We start from the raw sequence: 16,475 nt of genomic DNA, 5'->3' as shown, positions 1-16,475 counted from the left end.
AAACTTATTCCTTACCGGCGTGGCTAACCAGCCAGCAGTTGTGAATTTGACGGTTGCGCGCGAAATCCTGCGACAGCGTTTTTTGGGTTATTTCCTGCGCCTGCAGACCGAGACGTTCTAAACCGTCGAGGTCCATTTTAAAGCCGCGCTTATTGTTGGAGAACATAATGGTGCCACCGCGACGCAGCAGACGTTTCAGATTCTGCATCAGCATCATGTGATCGCGCTGCACGTCGAAATCGTCTTCCATGCGCTTAGAGTTAGAGAACGTCGGCGGATCGATAAAGATCAAATCGAACTGTTCGTCACTCTCGCGCAGCCAGCTCAGGCAATCCGCATGCATCAGACGATGCTGACGTCCGGTCAAACCGTTCAGACGCAGGTTGCGCTCGGCCCACTCCAGATAGGTGCGTGACATATCCACGGTGGTGGTGGTTTTCGCGCCACCCAAACCGGCATGTACGCTGGCTGTGCCGGTATAAGCGAACAGGTTAAGGAAATCTTTGCCTGCACTCATTTTGCCCAGCATCTGCCGCGCGATACGGTGATCGAGGAACAAGCCAGTATCCAGATAATCGGTGAGATTCACCAGCAGGCGCGCATCAAATTCCTGCACTTCGAAGAAATCACCCTTCTCGCCCAGCTTTTGATACTGGCTTTTGCCTTTCTGGCGCTCGCGGGTTTTCATCACCAGTCGATTCGCCGGGATCTCGAGCACGCTCAGTGTCGCGCTGATCACATCGAACAGACGCTGACGCGCTTTATTGGCATCTACGGTTTTCGGCGGCGCATATTCCTGAATCACCACCCAATCGGCGTAGCGATCGACCGCCACGTTATACTCGGGCAGGTCGGCGTCATACAGGCGATAGCAGTCGATATTTGACTGCCGCGCCCACTTATCCAGCTTCTTCAGATTCTTACGCAGACGGTTAGCAAAATCTTCGGCAATCTGCGCGCCGCCTTCTGCGCTGGTCGCAGCCAGCTGATAGTTTTTCTGCACGCATTCCAGCGGGCCATTTTTAGCTTTAAACTGGCGATCGGCACGCAGTTGCAGGCAGCTCAGCAGCTCTGGCGAGGCGCTGAACAGCGACAGATTCCAACCGCCAAAATTCTGCTTCATGATGCGACCGAGCTGGCTGTGCAGCGCAATTAGCGCCGGTTCGCTTTCCAGACGCTCACCGTACGGCGGGTTACTCAATACCGTGCCGGTAATGTCCTTGCCCGCCAGTGGATTTTTCAGCTTAATAACATCCTGCTGCGCAAAGGTGAACAGCTCGAATACGCCCGCACGACGCGCGTTGGCGCGCGCGGATTCCAGCACGCGGCTGTCATTATCGTAGCCAAAGAAACGGGCGGTCGCAGCGGCGGTTCCAACGCGCGCGCGCTCTTTTGCTGCAGCGTGAACATCCTGCCACACGGCCTGATTGTGTTTCTTCCAGCGATTGAAGCCCCAATGGGTGCGCAGCAGGCCGGGCGCGCGATCGCAGGCGATCAACGCCGCTTCCAGCAGCAGCGTACCGGAACCACACATTGGATCGACCAGCGGCGTACTGCTCTGCCAACCAGAACGCATCACGATCGCCGCCGCTAAGGTTTCTTTTAACGGTGCTGCGCCGGTTTGCTGGCGATAGCCGCGCTGATGCAGAGAATCACCGCTGAGATCCAGAGCGATACTGACGCGATCTTTGTTCAGCCACGCATTAATGCGGATGCCCGGTTGCTCGCGATCGACATTTGGGCGTTCCAGATTCTGCCGGGTGAAGCTATCAACGATGGCATCTTTAATACGCAGCGCGCCGAACTGGCTGTTGCGGATCACCTCATTGGTGCCGCTAAAATGGATGGCAAAACTGGTGTTGCTGTCGAACATCTCGGTCCACGGAATACTTTGCGCACCCACGTAAAGATCGAGATCGCTCCAGACGCCAAATTCTCCCAGCGGCAGCAAAATGCGCGAAGCCAAACGGCTCCACAGCAGGCTTTGGTACATTACATGGTCGTCGGCCTGAAAGTGGACGCCGCCCTGCACCACCTGCAAATCCTGCGCACCCAGCGCGTCTAGCTCACTTTTCAACAGCTCTTCGAGCCCACGCGCCGTACTGGCAAACAGAGAATTCATATCGTCACTTTTTACTCTTGCTTAAATTGCTGCGCATTATAGCGAATCAGCGTGCTATGTCATAAAGTTAGCTTCTTTTAAACTTATGACCCTATTTTTGGAGTGGTGATGATTACGCTTTCGCGCCTTTACATCCATCCCGTTAAATCGATGCGCGGCCTGCAACTGTCGCATGCGCAGGTGCTGGAAAGCGGTCTGGGCTTTGATCGCATCTTTATGGTGACCGAACAGGACGGTACGTTCGTCACCGCCCGCCAGTTTCCGGAAATGGTGCGTTTTACCCCGGCACTGCTGCCTGATGGGCTGTTTCTGCAAGCGCCGGACGGTTCGCAGGCGCTGATCCGCTTTGCTGATTTCACGGCCGAGCAGGCACCCACCGAAGTGTGGGGCAACCATTTCACCGCGCGTATTGCACCTGAAACGATCAATAGCTGGTTAAGTACGTTTTTCCCACGTCCGGTGCAACTGCGCTGGACCGGCGTGGAGCCCACGCGCCGCGTAAAACGTTTTGATCATGTTCCCCTCAGTTTTGCCGACGGTTTCCCCTACTTACTGGTGAATATGGCGTCGTTGCAGGATCTCCAGCAGCGCTGTCCGGCCAGCGTGCGCGTGGAGCAGTTCCGCCCCAATCTGGTGGTGAGCGGCGCGGCCGCGTGGGAAGAGGACAGCTGGAAACGGCTACAAATTGGCGAGATTACCTTTGAGATGCCGAAGCCGTGTAGCCGCTGCGTGTTTACTACCGTCGGCACCGAAACGGGCCGTAAACATCCTGACGGCGAGCCGCTCACCACGTTGCAGGGTTTTCGTAGCGCGCAGGACGGCAGCGGCGATATCGATTTTGGCCTGAATTTGATCGCGCTGAATAGCGGCATTATTCGCGTTGGCGATGCGGTAACGATTCTGGAGAAACAGACGCCGCGCGCTTACGGCGCTGGCGCAGTGGTCGAAACCCTGGCGCCCACTGCCAGCAGCCACAGCGCAGTGACCATTGATTATCAGGGCGCAGCCTTTAGCGGCGACAATCAACAAGTGTTGCTGGAACAGCTGGAGATGCAAGGTTTCCGCATTCCCTACTCGTGTCGCGCCGGCATTTGCGGCAGCTGCAAAGTGACATTGGTTGCGGGGGAAGTGAAAGCACTGAAGAAAAGCGCGGTGCGTGCGGATGGCACGATCTTAAGCTGCAGCTGTATTCCGGCAGGTGATATCGAACTGGCGTAAGCCGATTACACCGCCCGCGCAAAGTGGGCGGTTTGCTCTTCCTGCTGCGGACGCAAACGATCGTTCATGATCTTAATGGCATCACCTAACTGCATACCTTTACCTGCCACGCTCAACGCGTTTTGCGCTAATAAGCACAGCGCCGCATTTTCACTGCTTTCCACTACAAAGAGCTGCGCCTGTTCACCGCTGTCGGCCAACGTCACCGCCACCATATCGCCCGCAGCAGGCTGCCAGCTGTGTGCGTGATTGGTGAAGTGCCAGCTTTTTGGCATCAAGGGTTTGAGAAAACGACTGGCTACCAACGCGTTTAAGACTAATTCGGCGCGCTGATTGCCTTTTAATCCACTCTGACGGCAACGTTCTTCAAAGGTAAAATAGAGCGCGGCATCATCAACACAAAAACCGCTGACATTAAAGGCGTCGGGTGTCAGCATTTTGCGCGAGAAGCGCGAGCGAAATAACATGCCATCCGCTAAATCCAGCATCATGCGGTCATGCTCTGCGTCAAAATACCAACGCCAATTGTCATCAGGTTTGATTTTCATGATCTGCCCTGTGGTTATTCGCTGCGCTAAATGGCGCTTAAATTAAAAAATATATTTGGGAAAAGGCTGAAAAATGCACCAGCAGGACAAAATATAAACGAGCCGAAGGGATAAATAAACCCCTCGGCGCAGTAAAGTGGGAAATGTCTTAGAGGTGAGTCACGATATCTTTAATTAAACCCGGGCCTTTATAAATAAATCCGGAGTATATCTGCACCAATGTTGCTCCCGCGGCGATTTTTTCACGCGCTGAAACCAGCGAATCAATGCCACCTACGCCAATAATCGGTACGCGCCCCTGTAGCTCTTGCGCCAGGCGGCGAATCACTTCAGTACTGCGTGACTGAACCGGACGACCACTTAATCCGCCCGCCTCTTCGGCATATTTAAGGCCAGTCACCAGTGAACGATCGAGCGTGGTATTGGTGGCAATCACACCGTCAATATTGTGGCGCACCAAACTATCAGCAACCTGAATCAATTCTTCTTCGGTAAGATCCGGTGCGATCTTCACGGCGACGGGCACATATTTAAGGTGCCGTGCTTGCAGCTCTTGCTGTTTTAATTTGATTGCAGACAGAAGCTCGTCCAGCGCGTCGCCATATTGCAGCGTGCGTAATCCCGGCGTGTTTGGCGACGAAATATTGATGGCAATATAACCGGCGTGGGCATACACCTTTTCCATGCAGATCAGATAATCGTCTTTGCCCTTCTCGACCGGCGTATCTTTATTTTTGCCAATATTGATACCGAGAATGCCTTTAAAGCGTGACTTTTTGACGTTCTCAATCAGGTGATCGACGCCATGATTATTAAACCCCATGCGGTTAATAATCCCTTCTGCAGGCACCAGGCGGAACATGCGCGGTTTATCATTTCCCGGTTGTGCCAGCGGCGTTACCGTTCCCACTTCGACAAAACCAAAGCCCATGGCACCGAAGGCATCAATGCACTCAGCATTTTTGTCGAGGCCGGCCGCTAAGCCGAGCGCATTCGGAAAGGTCAATCCCATACAGGTTACCGGACGGGATGGCAGCGACTGGCGAATCAGCCCTTCCAGCGGCGTACCGCTGATAAAACGCAGTTGTTGAAAGGTGAGTTCGTGCGCACGCTCAGGATCAAGCTTAAACAGCGCCGGCCGGACGATAGGATATAACATGCACTCTCCTCAATGACGAAAACCAGGGAAGTCGGGGTGCACGGGAAATTGTGCGCCAGAATGGTAAGGTGCTCTGGCGCAAAAGTAAATTGTTCTACTGCATCACAATTTGATCGGTATCAGCGTCGCGCAGAATAGCGGCCAAGTTGTTCACGACACGCCTGCAGGCCACTGTAAATCGTCGGGCAGTACCACATCAGCTTCAGACGCGCGCTCTGCTGCAACACATTGCGCACCAGTTGATTCACCTGCGGCTGCCAATCCGCTGGGATCACCATATGATTTTTGCGCATCTGCGACAGGCAGCTGTGCATCACCGTTTGGTAATAGCTGTCCAGCAAGGCCGCATCCACCGGCAGTTGCTGGTCGCGTAAGAACTGTTCGCTGCTTTCACGCGCTATGAAGTAGTTTTTCACATAGGAGAAATCGCGCGTGCTCTGTGACAGCGAGGTCAGCATAAAGCGTTTGTAATAATAGCTTTGGCTGGTGCAGTAAATGTTACGCGCCTGCAGATAGAGCGCAAACATATAGGGCGCATCTTCATGGTTTTGGATTGGCAGAAACTGCAGCGCCAGTTGGTCAATCAAGCGACGGGAAATAATGCTGCTCCACACGACGCGATGCGCGGATTGGTGCTGCATTAGCGTACGCAAGCTGGTGCTGCCGCCAGGCAGTAATCCGCTGACATGACGCTGATGAATGGTTTGATAGTGACGCTGCGCGGCGGGCAGATCGAAGAACATTTTCGCGCCAAAGCAGAACAGATCGATATCTTCATGGCGCGCCTGCACGCGACGGAAGTCGGCAAACAAGTCAGTGGAGACAAAATCGTCTGCATCCATGAAATAAACAAAATCCCCGCTAGCCACCGAGAGACCTTTCATACGCGCGGCACTGACGCCGCCGCGCTCGCCACTCAGCAACACCACCTGCGGGTGCTGCTCAGCGAATGCGGTTAACCAGGCAACGCTGTTATCACTGGATCCATCGTCAATAACAATGATCTGTTCCGGCGGCGATGACTGGCGCAGCAATGACCCCAGCGCTTCTGGCAACCAGGGCGCGCAATTCCAGTTCGGAATGATGACCGAAACCGAAGGGATACGGTGAGATGACATCATGCTCATCCTCTTTCCTCAACGTTAAATAATGGAATTCTGAGACGCTTCAACACCACGCTATGCAGCAGGCAGCAGAAGCCGAGATTGAACGCACCAATCAAGCCCAACCACAGCAGGTTTATCCAGCGATTCTGATTCCACTCGATAGGCAGCAATGTGCTCAACCAGGCGATAGCGGCTGAAACCGCCCAAATCAGCATTACGTCACGGGTTAACCAGGTGAAATGGATGCCCGGCGCAAAGCGGCGATGCACCAGCCACGCCCAGCCCACCAGATAGAAGATATTCTGTCCCAGCCACAGCCAACCGGTGCCCAACGCGCCATAGTGAATGGCGCACCAGATGTTGAGCGGCACCAGCAGCACGGCAAAGCAGGTGAAGCCTTTCATGTGCAGCTTGAGGTTGCCGTTGATGTACTGCAGGTGATAGAGCAAGCCACAGATTGCCTGAATACCGCTGCCCAACGCGTACAGGCTAAGGACAAATGACATCTCATCCACAATCTGGCTCTTCTGCGTCCACGCCCATAGCAGCGGGCCGGCATAACAGGCAATGGTGATACTGAGCGGTGCCATGAAAATCGCCACGGCCTGCGTGGTGTAGCGGTAAAGTTTCAGTGACTCCGCATCACCTTCTTTACGGGTTTTCATGCCGGTCATGCGTGGCACGATGGCCTGCATAATCGGGCTGCTGAGCAGCAGAATACCCGTCGCGGCGGTCGCCACCACGGTAAAAGAACCGTATTCGCTCAGCGGCAGCGTCTTGGAAAGCACCAATCGGTCGATTTGCGAAATGAAGGTCCACACCGCACTGGAAAACGCTGCGCTGAGTGCAAAACGAATAAACGGTTTCAGCACTTCTTTCAGATCGCCGCGCTTCTCTTTGCGCGCCGCCTTGGGAATGAGCTGGCAGGATTTGTAGATACAGCAAGTCGCTTCGGCAATCGACACCAGCAACTGCCAGACAAAGAACGCCAATACCGGATTAGAGAAGAACTGTATCACCAGCACCGCACCGAAGGTGCGTAAGGTGGTGATGATCAGGTTAACGCCGTTCAGCCATACCTGATGTTCGAAGCCGACAATCACACTGCGATAGGGGCTGGTGCGCCAGCGAATCGCGGCGGTGATCACCATAATTGCCACGGCAATCACCACATCGCCTGACGGAAGATGTTTTGCATCCAGCCAGTGCGTGGCAATCCACGGTGTCGCCAGCCAGCCCAATACCACCAGCACGATAGTGGAGAACAGGAAGAATTTGGTCAGCGTGGCAAACAGCGCCGGGAACCAGACGAATTCTGCCTGATTCGCGCGATAGCGAGCCGCTTCACGCATCAAGGTGGTGGAGACACCGGCATCAAGTAATTGCAGCCAGGTTAATAAAATCGAGAAGAAGCCCACTAAACCGTAGGCTTCCATTCCTAAGTGTTGAATATAAAGAGGTACAACCAAAATACCTGACAGCGTCAGATAGATTTGACCAACATAATTGGCAATCGCGTTACGTTTTATAGACATAGGTGTTTTGGCATCTGGGGATTTATCTCAGTGGCCTTAAGCGTGACATAAATCTATTCACACGCACACCGGAGTTATTCTTAAAATTAATCCTGGTGCTAAGCGCCCAGCCTTTTTCTCATTTTCATAATGGCGAAATAGATGTCAGGTTGTTTCAACATGAGTTTTTCCATTGCACCCTGCGCGGGGAAATTTTCTGCAAAGTAGGTTAATGCATGCCGGGTATTATCTGAGAATGTTGTTGCGCCCCTTAACTCCTGCTGGACTAATTGTAATAAGCCGCTGCGTAAATAACTTTCGCGATAACGGTTTCGCTCTGGAATAAAGTGTGACAAGCGGGTGAGTTTTTCATAATCGGTAATAAATTGCTGATAGGTGAAGGGCTGAGGTGAATGAGCTTTGGTCATCAGCGATGTTTCACTGGCATAGTCAAGCACCCATGCAGTTTGCGTATGGAGTAATCCGGCGAGCATCACATCCTGAATGCGCGTCAACGGCGCACCCGCGCGGGCCAGGCCGGCACGCAAAATCACGGCAAAGGCGCCCTGCTGCCACCAGCGCTGTTCATGCAGCTGTTTAAACAACTGGGTTGACGAGTGTAATCCGCTTGCCAGCTCGCGCTTCGCCAGAGAAACAATAAAGCAGTTCAGCTCTGGACGTTGATCGCTGAGTTTCGCCACATCCTGCAACAGACTGGCAGGCAACGCGCTGCACTCCGCGCTGAACAGCAGGAAGTCATCTTCAGCAGGAGTGCTGTGCGGAAAGGTCGGTAGCAATGACGAGGCGAGTTGCGTTCCTGCAGCATCCGTTTGTAGCCAATAACACAGCAACTCTTCGTCCGTTTTAGGGGGTGCAGTGAGACGATTGAAGGGTGCAGATACAGCCTGCTGCTCAGTTAGTTCGTGAGCAAATGAGGAACTACCCATATTTATCTCCCTAAGAATAAATTGGCTTGCCGCAACGGCAGTTAACGCCACAAAGCACGGGCGTAAATTAATAAGCGAAATATCGTTATCGAGTTCTAGCGGAAATTATCTCAACCAATTATAAACAGGCGGCGAGTATTAATTCCAACCTCGATAATAAGATGCGTAATTCCTAAGCATTTAACTGTTCAGTATTTCTGTACTAACGTTGAGATTCACGATAAAAAAGTAACAGCAGTTGTTACTGTGTCATACAAGACTGATGCGCTTTTTAACCTTTACTCGTGTTTAGACATGGGTTTCATCAAATAAAAACCAGGTAATACTGGAGAAGAAGGGGATCAATCTGCGCTTATTCCGATTCCTGCTGGCCAGAATAATGGCGAATCTCAAGCTTTTTTTCATTTATTTCAATATAGCAGCGGCCCAATAATCTTCAGCCAGCTCGAATGTGTCGATATATTTCTTCGTTAGCGACTCCATTTTAGCCATGTATAACGTGCTTTAATCATTAGTCATCGCCATCAGGCTGTTCCGATTAATATAATGCTCGCCAGAATCGAACGATTTTCAGATTAAACCTAAACATCAATATAGCTCCTTTTTGACCTTCCTTTATATGCCCTCAGCTATCCCATTTTCCAACTTAGGATTACCAGATAAATCATTTAAGCCTCGCTGCCTGCTCTGACAGTATTGAACACATCAGTTCTGAATATTAGATAATCAATAACTTTTAGTTATAAGGAGTGACCATGCGGGTTATTACGCTGGCGGGTAGCCCTCGCTTCCCTTCACGCTCAACAGCGCTGCTGAGCCTGTGCCAACACGCACTGGAAGCACGCGGTGTGGAGGTGATTCCATGGAATATTCACAATTTCCAACCAGAAGATTTGCTCTATGCGCGCTTCGATTCTCCCGCATTAGCCGCTTTGAAAGCCGATTTGGCACTGGCAGATGGCGTGATTGTCGCCACGCCTATTTATAAAGCTTCGTTTTCCGGCGCACTGAAAACCTTGCTTGATTTGCTACCAGAACGCGCGCTGGAACACAAAGTGGTGTTGCCACTGGCAAGCGGCGGCAGCGCTTCGCACCTGTTAGCGGTGGATTACGCGCTGAAGCCAGTACTCAACGCGCTGAAAACGCAGGAAGTGCTGCACGGCGTGTTCGCCACTGACGGCCAGATTACTGATTACGATCGCCAGCCGCGGCTCGATCCGCTGCTGTCGCAACGCATTGATGAGGCGCTGGATACCTTTTGGCACGCGCTGCATCGCCGCCACCCACCCTACGCCCAAGCGGTATAAAGGAAGAGAGATGAAAAGGATATTGATGGGCTTACTCCTGCCAGCCGTGGCGGCGATGCTCTCGATAAGCGTGAGCGCACAGGCCGCCGGCGCTCCCGAACAGCTGCGCATCGGTTATCAGAAAGGCTCGGTGAGCATGGTGTTGGCGAAAAGCCATCAGCTGCTGGAGCAGCGTTTCCCGCACACCCAGATAAAGTGGGTGGAATTCCCAGCGGGCCCGCAAATGCTCGAAGCGCTGAACGTCGATAGCATCGATTTGGGCAGTACCGGCGATATTCCGCCGCTGTTTGCGCAGGCCGCGGGCGCCGATCTGCTGTATGTCGGCTCGGAACCTCCCAAGCCGCAGGCTGAAGTGATTCTGGTGCCGAAAGATAGCCCGATTCACAGCGTGGCCGATCTGAAAGGCCATAAAGTGGCATTCCAGAAAGGCTCTAGCTCGCACAATTTGCTGCTACGCGCGCTGGAACAGGCTGGACTGAGTTTTAACGATATTCAGCCAACCTACCTGACGCCCGCCGATGCGCGCGCCGCGTTCCAGCAAGGTGACGTTGATGCCTGGGCGATTTGGGATCCTTATTACTCTGCCGCCCTGCTGCAAGGCAACGTGCGGGTGCTGGCCGATGGCAGCAAACTCAATCAAACCGGCTCCTTCTATTTAGCCACGCGCAACTATACCGAGGCTAACGGCGACTTCGTGCAGCAGGTGCTGAATACGTTTAGCGATGCCGATGCATTAACTCGCAGCCAGCGCGACCAGAGTATTGATCTACTGGCAAATGCGATGGGCTTACCGAAGCCGGTGATTGCCAGCTATCTCGACCACCGTCCGCCGACCACCATTACGCCGGTCAGTGCCCATACCGCACAGGCCCAACAGCAAACGGCCGATCTGTTTTATGCCAATCATCTGATGCCGGTAAAAGTGAATATTGCTGACCGCATCTGGCAGCCACAATCCGCCCAGCCTAAAGGAAATTAATCATGAGCGTATCCGTATTTTGGTTTCTCCCCACTCACGGCGATGGTCACTATCTCGGCACGGCGGAAGGTTCGCGCCCGGTTGATCATGGTTATCTGCAACAGATTGCGCAGGCAGCGGATCGCCTCGGCTTCGGCGGCGTGCTGATCCCCACCGGCCGATCCTGTGAAGATGCCTGGCTGGTGGCGGCATCATTGATTCCGGTTACGCAGCGTCTGCGTTTCCTCGTCGCTCTGCGTCCGGGCGTGATTTCACCGACTCAGGCGGCACGTCAGGCCGCCACGCTGGATCGCCTGTCCAATGGACGTGCGCTGTTTAACCTGGTCACCGGCGGCGATCCGGAAGAGTTGGCAGGCGATGGCGTGTTCCTCGATCACCGGGAACGCTATGAAGAATCCGCCGAGTTTACCCGCGTCTGGCGGCGCGTTAGCGAAGGCGAAACCGTCGATTACGAAGGCAAGCATGTGAAGGTACGCGGTGCGCGTCTGATGTTTAAAGCGGTGCAGGAACCGCGTCCACCGCTGTGGTTTGGCGGTTCCTCGGATGCTGCGCAGGATCTGGCCGCCGAGCAGGTGGATGTTTATCTCACCTGGGGCGAACCGCCTGCACAGGTAAAAGAGAAAATTGAGCAGGTGCGCGCCAAAGCCGCAGCGCAGGGTCGCACCGTACGTTTTGGTATTCGTCTGCACGTCATTGTGCGCGAAACCAATGAAGAAGCATGGCAGGCAGCCGATCGCCTGATTGCCCATCTCGACGATGCCACCATTGCCAAAGCGCAGGCGGCATTTGCGCGTACCGATTCGGTGGGCCAGCAGCGCATGGCGGCGCTGCACGGTGGACGCCGCGATAAGCTGGAGATCAGTCCGAATCTGTGGGCCGGCGTAGGTTTAGTCCGTGGTGGCGCAGGTACGGCGCTGGTGGGCGATGGTCCAACCGTGGCGGCACGTATGCAGGAGTATCAGGATCTTGGCATCGAGACCTTTATTCTCTCCGGTTATCCACATCTGGAAGAGGCGTATCGCGTCGGTGAGTTGCTGTTCCCGCACCTCGATCTGGCGATCCCGGAGGTGCCAAAACCACGCGTGGTGCAAGCGCACGGTGAAGCGGTTGCCAATGATTTCACGCCGCAAAAAGTGTCGCAGAGCTAAAGGAGCCGATGATGGCGAACGTTAAAAAACAGCTGAGTAATGCCGTACTGCCTTGGGTGTTGCCGGTGGTGCTGATTACGGTATGGCAACTGGCTTCGCAGGTCGGTTGGCTGTCGACGCGCATTTTGCCGTCACCGGAAAACATTCTCATCACCTTTTGGAAACTGACGGTGAGCGGCGAACTGTGGCAAAACCTGGCGATCAGCAGCTGGCGTGCCGCCATTGGTTTCTCCATCGGCGGTTCGATTGGTTTGATTCTGGGCTTGATCACCGGGACTTCGCGCGTGGGTGAACGTTTGCTGGATACCTCGGTGCAGATGCTGCGTAACGTGCCGCATTTGGCGCTGATTCCGCTGGTGATTTTGTGGTTTGGCATTGATGAATCTGCCAAGATTTTCCTCGTGGCGCTGGGCACCTTATTCCCGATTTATCTCAACACCTATCACGGCATTCGTAACATTGACCGTGGTTTAGTCGAGATGGCGCGTAGCTACGGTTTGTCCGGTTGGAGCTTGTTCATTCAGGTGATTCTGCCGGGTGCGCTGCCATCCATTATGGTTGGCGTACGATTTGCCCTTGGTCTGATGTGGCTGACGCTGATTGTGGCCGAGACCATTTCCGCTAACTCGGGCATTGGTTATCTGGCGATGAACGCCCGTGAATTCCTGCAAACCGACGTGGTGGTGGTGGCCATCATTCTTTATGCCCTGCTCGGCAAACTGGCCGACGTTGCGGCGCAGCTGCTGGAGCGCGTCTGGCTGCGCTGGCATCCGGCCTACCAATCGAAGGAGAACGCATGAGCAACGCAACCCTAAATCCGGCGCGTTTAAATCGCGGTACGCCGGTTGGCGTCAATGGCGTCAGCAAGCAATATGGCGATCGCACCATCCTGAATAATATTGATCTGCATATTCCATCGGGGCAGTTCGTCGCGGTCGTCGGCCGCAGCGGCTGTGGGAAAAGTACCTTACTGCGTCTGCTGGCAGGTCTGGAATCGACCACGCGCGGTGCGTTGCTGGCTGGCAATGCGCCCTTATCCGAGGCGCGCGAAGATACACGTTTGATGTTCCAGGATTCACGCTTACTGCCGTGGAAGAAGGTGATTGATAACGTTGGGCTGGGACTGAAAGGCCGTGAATGGCGTGCCGCCGCGCTGGAAGCGTTGGACGCGGTCGGATTGGCGGATCGTGCCAACGAGTGGCCTGCAGCGTTGTCCGGCGGGCAGAAACAGCGTGTAGCGCTGGCGCGTGCGCTGATTCATCGCCCAGGTTTACTGCTGCTTGATGAGCCGCTTGGGGCGCTGGATGCGTTGACGCGTATCGAAATGCAGGGATTGATTGAGTCGCTGTGGCAGCAGCATAACTTTACCGTGTTGCTGGTAACGCACGATGTCAGCGAAGCGGTGGCAATCGCCGATCGCGTGCTGCTCATTGAGGAAGGTCAGATTGGGCTGGATTTGATTGTCGATCTGCCGCGCCCACGTCGTCGTGGGTCGCCACGCCTGGCCGAACTGGAAGCGGAAGTGCTGGATCGGGTGATGAAGCGCGGTTCGTCGGAGCAGCCGCTAAAGTTTGCGCAGCAGAGTTAAAAAAAGCGCGCATAAATGCGCGCTCTACGAAATCCGCGTAGGGTCGCCATTCATGGCGCCCCACATGATTACGCGTTCAGCGCCTTGGTGATCTTCTCGTACAGATCGCCAGACAGCTTATCCAGCCCTTTCAACGTTTCCAGCGCTTTACGCATCAGCGCCTGGCGATCGGCATCATAACGTTTCAGGCGAATCAGCGGCTCAATCATACGCGCAGCCACTTGCGGGTTACGCGTGTTGAGATCGGTCAACATCTCCACCAGGAACTGATAACCACTGCCATCTTTGGCGTGGAATGCCGCTGGATTACCTGACGCAAACGCACCAATCAACGAACGGATACGGTTCGGGTTGCCCATGGTGAACGAACGGTGATTTAGCAGCTCGCGCACCTTGCTCAACACATCCGCCGCTGGGCTGGTGGCTTGCAGCACAAACCATTTATCCATCACCAGACCATCCTGATGCCAGCGCTCGTCATATGCCGCCAGCAACGCATCGCGGCAAGGCAAGTTGGCTGCCACAGCCGCAGCCAACGCCGCTAACGCGTCAGTCATGTTATTCGCCTGCTGATATTGTGCCTGCACCAGCTTGTCCGCCTGTGCCTCATCGGCGAAGGCCAGATAACCAAGGCAGACGTTTTTCAGCGTGCGCTTACCGATCTCAGCGTGTTCAATTTTGTATTCGCTGCTTTGGTTGGCCAGATAGAGCGCGAAGAATTCGTCACCCAACTCTTTTGCCAGCGTACGTACCAGCGCATCACGCACCGCCGAGATCGCCAGGGGATCGATGACATCAAACAGTTCGGCGATTTCATTCTCAGACGGCAGCGACAGAATCAGCGCTTTCAGTGCCGGATCGCCCTGCTCATCCAGCAGCACCGCGCGGAACGCATCGGCAACATGCAGCGGCAGCGACAGCGGCTGGCCCTGCTGATGACGCGCCACATTCAGCCGAATGTAAGTTGCCAGCAGGCTTTGCGCCGCATCCCAACGGGCGAAATCATTGCGCGCGTGACGCATCAGGAAGGTGAGCTGCGCATCGCTCCATTTATAGTCGAGCTTCACGGGTGCAGAGAACTCACGCAGCAGCGACGGCACCGGCTGGAAGTAGACTTTATCGAAAATGAAGGTCTGGAACTCTTCGGTAACGTTCAATACGTGATGTACCGGATGACCATTATGCTGCAGCGGGATCACCTTGCCTTCGTTATCGTAAAGTTCGATATCCAGCGGAATGTGTAACGGCAACTTCTCTTTCTGCTCGGCGGTGGCTGGCGTGCGCTGGGCCACGTGCAGCGTATACTGCTCCAGCTCAGGATTGTAATCATCGCGTACCGTCAAAATAGGCGTGCCCGCCTGGCTGTACCAGCGGCGGAACTGCGAGAGATCAACATTTGAGGCATCTTCCATCGCCTGTACAAAATCATCACAGGTGGCCGCGCTGCCATCGTGACGTTCGAAGTACAGCTGCATGCCTTTCTGGAAATTCTCTTCGCCCAGCAAGGTGTGCATCATGCGGATCACTTCTGACCCTTTCTCGTACACCGTTAAGGTGTAGAAGTTGTTCATTTCGATCACCTGATCCGGACGGATCGGGTGCGCCATTGGGCTGGCGTCTTCCGCAAACTGCGCACCGCGCATCACGCGCACATTATCGATACGATTCACCGCGCGCGAGCCGAGATCGGAACTGAACTCCTGATCGCGGAACACCGTCAGACCCTCTTTCAGGCTGAGCTGGAACCAGTCGCGGCAGGTCACGCGGTTGCCGGTCCAGTTGTGGAAGTATTCGTGACCGATAACCGCCTCAATGCCGAGGTAATCTTTGTCGGTGGCGGTTTCAGCTTTCGCCAGCACGTATTTGGAGTTGAAGACGTTGAGGCCTTTGTTCTCCATCGCGCCCATATTGAAGAAATCCACCGCGACGATCATAAAGATGTCGAGGTCGTACTCCAGGTTAAAACGCTCTTCATCCCACTTCATGCTGGCTTTTAGCGAGGTCATCGCCCAATCGGCACGATCGAGATTGCCGCGATCGACAAAGATCTCCAACGCCACATCGCGGCCAGAACGCGTGGTAAAGCTATCGCGCAGTACGTCGAAATCACCGGCCACCAGCGCAAACAGGTAGCACGGTTTTGGGAATGGATCTTGCCACTTCACCCAGTGGCGACCATCTTCATGGCGGCCGCTCTCCAGCTTGTTGCCGTTCGAGAGTAAATAAGGATAGCGTGCGCCATCGGCGATAATGGTGGTGGTAAAGCGCGCCAGCACGTCTGGGCGATCAAGATACCAGGTAATGTGGCGGAAACCTTCGGCTTCACATTGGGTACACAGCGCTTCGCCAGATTGGTATAACCCTTCCAGCGCGGTGTTTTTATCCGGATGAATGTCATTGATGATGGTCAGCGTGAAGGTGTCCGGCAGCTGGCTGATGAACAACGCGCCCTCTTCTTCGCGGTAATGCGGCCACGGATTGCCATCCACCGCCAGTGATACCAGCGTGAGGTCTTCGCCATCCAGACGCAGTTCAGCATCCGCAGCGCCAAGACGCTTCACCTGGCTGACCGCAGTGACGCGCGTTGAAGCAGCATCCAGATCAAACGTCAGGTCGATATCGGTAATGGTATAATCCGGCGCACGGTAATCGTGGCGATATTTAATTTGCGGCTGTTGCGTCATGAGTCCTTCTCGCATCGTTTAATCGTTAATATGTTGACCCGTCAAAGTCTAAGCGGGTTGTGCCTCTGTTGCCACGTACAATGCGTGCGTTCGTTGAAAAGGCTACAATTCATTAACAATGGCACAAATGACCCTCGACCTGCCACCCGCAATTA

13 protein-coding genes are annotated in these 16,475 nt (G+C 54.4%); 6 read left to right on the top strand and 7 right to left on the bottom strand.

Annotation, left to right across the window (positions count from 1 at the left end; translation table 11 throughout):
• Positions 1-4: 4 nt before the first annotated feature.
• Positions 5-2,122 (bottom strand): bifunctional 23S rRNA (guanine(2069)-N(7))-methyltransferase RlmK/23S rRNA (guanine(2445)-N(2))-methyltransferase RlmL, encoded by a 2,118-nt coding sequence (gene rlmKL, locus AC6I8K_RS06755; protein WP_497826427.1) that lies wholly within the window; start codon positions 2,120-2,122, stop codon positions 5-7.
• Between the two features lie 108 nt (positions 2,123-2,230).
• Between rlmKL and AC6I8K_RS06750 the strand changes: the two genes are divergently transcribed.
• On the top strand, positions 2,231-3,340 hold the full coding sequence (locus tag AC6I8K_RS06750) for a YcbX family protein (protein WP_064740773.1): 1,110 nt from the start codon (positions 2,231-2,233) through the stop codon (positions 3,338-3,340).
• Between the two features lie 5 nt (positions 3,341-3,345).
• Here the strand turns inward: AC6I8K_RS06750 and AC6I8K_RS06745 are convergent, their stop codons facing one another.
• The 5 genes from AC6I8K_RS06745 to AC6I8K_RS06725 all read right to left on the bottom strand — a co-directional run bounded on the left by AC6I8K_RS06745 (position 3,346) and on the right by AC6I8K_RS06725 (position 8,665).
• Positions 3,346-3,888 (bottom strand): cell division protein ZapC, encoded by a 543-nt coding sequence (locus AC6I8K_RS06745; protein ID WP_064740772.1) that lies wholly within the window; start codon positions 3,886-3,888, stop codon positions 3,346-3,348.
• 148 nt (positions 3,889-4,036) lie between these two features.
• Positions 4,037-5,047 (bottom strand): quinone-dependent dihydroorotate dehydrogenase, encoded by a 1,011-nt coding sequence (gene pyrD, locus AC6I8K_RS06740; protein WP_064740771.1) that lies wholly within the window; start codon positions 5,045-5,047, stop codon positions 4,037-4,039.
• Positions 5,048-5,166: 119 nt separating this feature from the next.
• Positions 5,167-6,168: a glycosyltransferase family 2 protein gene (locus tag AC6I8K_RS06735; RefSeq protein WP_497826426.1), complete on the bottom strand. Its 1,002-nt coding sequence runs from the start codon at positions 6,166-6,168 to the stop codon at positions 5,167-5,169.
• A gap of 2 nt (positions 6,169-6,170) precedes the next feature.
• A complete protein-coding gene (locus AC6I8K_RS06730; protein WP_483817126.1) occupies positions 6,171-7,688 on the bottom strand; it encodes a lipopolysaccharide biosynthesis protein in 1,518 nt (505 codons plus the stop codon).
• A gap of 98 nt (positions 7,689-7,786) precedes the next feature.
• Positions 7,787-8,665, bottom strand: coding sequence for a hypothetical protein (locus AC6I8K_RS06725; RefSeq protein WP_497826425.1), 879 nt, complete (start codon positions 8,663-8,665; stop codon positions 7,787-7,789).
• Positions 8,666-9,369: 704 nt separating this feature from the next.
• Here AC6I8K_RS06725 and ssuE point away from each other — a divergent pair.
• The 5 genes from ssuE to ssuB are packed head-to-tail and all read left to right on the top strand — an operon-like array spanning position 9,370 to position 13,636.
• Positions 9,370-9,921 (top strand): NADPH-dependent FMN reductase, encoded by a 552-nt coding sequence (gene ssuE / locus AC6I8K_RS06720; RefSeq protein WP_497826424.1) that lies wholly within the window; start codon positions 9,370-9,372, stop codon positions 9,919-9,921.
• Positions 9,922-9,976: 55 nt separating this feature from the next.
• Positions 9,977-10,900 carry a sulfonate ABC transporter substrate-binding protein gene (locus AC6I8K_RS06715; protein ID WP_483817870.1) on the top strand — a complete coding sequence of 308 codons (924 nt, stop codon included), beginning with the start codon at positions 9,977-9,979 and terminating at the stop codon, positions 10,898-10,900.
• A gap of 2 nt (positions 10,901-10,902) precedes the next feature.
• Complete coding sequence (gene ssuD, locus AC6I8K_RS06710; RefSeq protein WP_497826423.1) at positions 10,903-12,048, top strand: FMNH2-dependent alkanesulfonate monooxygenase; 1,146 nt, start codon at positions 10,903-10,905, stop codon at positions 12,046-12,048.
• 11 nt (positions 12,049-12,059) lie between these two features.
• Positions 12,060-12,848, top strand: coding sequence for an aliphatic sulfonate ABC transporter permease SsuC (gene ssuC / locus AC6I8K_RS06705; RefSeq protein ID WP_064740765.1), 789 nt, complete (start codon positions 12,060-12,062; stop codon positions 12,846-12,848).
• Positions 12,845-13,636 (top strand): aliphatic sulfonates ABC transporter ATP-binding protein, encoded by a 792-nt coding sequence (ssuB, locus tag AC6I8K_RS06700; protein WP_064740764.1) that lies wholly within the window; start codon positions 12,845-12,847, stop codon positions 13,634-13,636. Before ssuC ends, ssuB begins: the two co-directional genes overlap by 4 nt.
• A 68-nt stretch (positions 13,637-13,704) precedes the next feature.
• Here the strand turns inward: ssuB and pepN are convergent, their stop codons facing one another.
• Positions 13,705-16,320, bottom strand: coding sequence for an aminopeptidase N (gene pepN / locus AC6I8K_RS06695; RefSeq protein WP_497826422.1), 2,616 nt, complete (start codon positions 16,318-16,320; stop codon positions 13,705-13,707).
• Positions 16,321-16,475 lie beyond the last annotated feature (155 nt).

It is taken from the genome of Pantoea sp. X-Soil-ISGK-421 (assembly GCF_059730785.1).
The sequence above is the reverse complement of the archived record's forward strand: the minus strand, read 5'-3'. Positions and strand labels throughout refer to the sequence as shown.

Coding starts and splice junctions, on each gene's coding strand:
- rlmKL (WP_497826427.1), bottom strand. CDS start 2,122: ATGAATTCTCTGTTTGCCAGTACGGCGCGTGGGCTCGAAGAGCTGTTG.
- AC6I8K_RS06750 (WP_064740773.1), top strand. CDS start 2,231: ATGATTACGCTTTCGCGCCTTTACATCCATCCCGTTAAATCGATGCGC.
- AC6I8K_RS06745 (WP_064740772.1), bottom strand. CDS start 3,888: ATGAAAATCAAACCTGATGACAATTGGCGTTGGTATTTTGACGCAGAG.
- pyrD (WP_064740771.1), bottom strand. CDS start 5,047: ATGTTATATCCTATCGTCCGGCCGGCGCTGTTTAAGCTTGATCCTGAG.
- AC6I8K_RS06735 (WP_497826426.1), bottom strand. CDS start 6,168: ATGATGTCATCTCACCGTATCCCTTCGGTTTCGGTCATCATTCCGAAC.
- AC6I8K_RS06730 (WP_483817126.1), bottom strand. CDS start 7,688: ATGTCTATAAAACGTAACGCGATTGCCAATTATGTTGGTCAAATCTAT.
- ssuE (WP_497826424.1), top strand. CDS start 9,370: ATGCGGGTTATTACGCTGGCGGGTAGCCCTCGCTTCCCTTCACGCTCA.
- AC6I8K_RS06715 (WP_483817870.1), top strand. CDS start 9,977: ATGCTCTCGATAAGCGTGAGCGCACAGGCCGCCGGCGCTCCCGAACAG.
- ssuD (WP_497826423.1), top strand. CDS start 10,903: ATGAGCGTATCCGTATTTTGGTTTCTCCCCACTCACGGCGATGGTCAC.
- ssuC (WP_064740765.1), top strand. CDS start 12,060: ATGGCGAACGTTAAAAAACAGCTGAGTAATGCCGTACTGCCTTGGGTG.
- ssuB (WP_064740764.1), top strand. CDS start 12,845: ATGAGCAACGCAACCCTAAATCCGGCGCGTTTAAATCGCGGTACGCCG.
- pepN (WP_497826422.1), bottom strand. CDS start 16,320: ATGACGCAACAGCCGCAAATTAAATATCGCCACGATTACCGTGCGCCG.